Annotated in this window: 1 protein-coding gene; it reads right to left on the reverse strand. The window is 56.7% G+C overall.

The window, feature by feature from the left end; translation table 11 throughout:
• Positions 1-568: ATPase, T2SS/T4P/T4SS family (locus ACM6UT_RS23465; RefSeq protein WP_416799664.1), on the reverse strand; the 568-nt coding region annotated here is incomplete at both ends.

Raw genomic sequence — 568 nt, forward strand, 5'->3', positions numbered from 1 at the left:
TTTGCAGTGCCTTGACCACCCTTGGAGGCGATCAGGTGGACCGCGTTCTTCTGTGGTGGGAATAGCTCACGAGTGTCTTCAAGCGTTAGGATCCGCTCATTCAGGTCTACAGAGTTCAGGCACGCGTTCAGAAAGGTGGTTTTGCCCGACGACGTGCCGCCACTGATCAGGATCGAAACCCGCTTCGTGATGGCCGTATGGATGAAGTCGTAGATCTTCTCCGCGCGTAGATAGGCGATCAGCTCCCGATCCACGTCGCTTAGGCCCCCGACAGCAACCGAGACTTTGTCGAGAGAGCCGTTGTCACGGTAGTCCTGCAGAGAGAAATTCTGCACAACTTGCTTACGGATCGTGATCGACCCACCGTCAGGTGCCGCGGGCGGCAAGACGACCTGGATACGTTCGCCGGTCGGCAGTGCTGCGCTAAGAATCGGATTAGCGGCGTTGAGGAACTGCTTTGTCGCTGCGGCAACCCGCTCGCCAATGTTCTCGATCTCGCGTGCCGTCAGAGTATCGATTTCATGATGCTCCATGTGATCAGCACCGAAGCGTTCAACATAGACTTGGC

The sequence above is a fragment of the Ciceribacter azotifigens genome, from assembly GCF_048159625.1.
Classification (GTDB): domain Bacteria; phylum Pseudomonadota; class Alphaproteobacteria; order Rhizobiales; family Rhizobiaceae; genus Allorhizobium; species Allorhizobium azotifigens.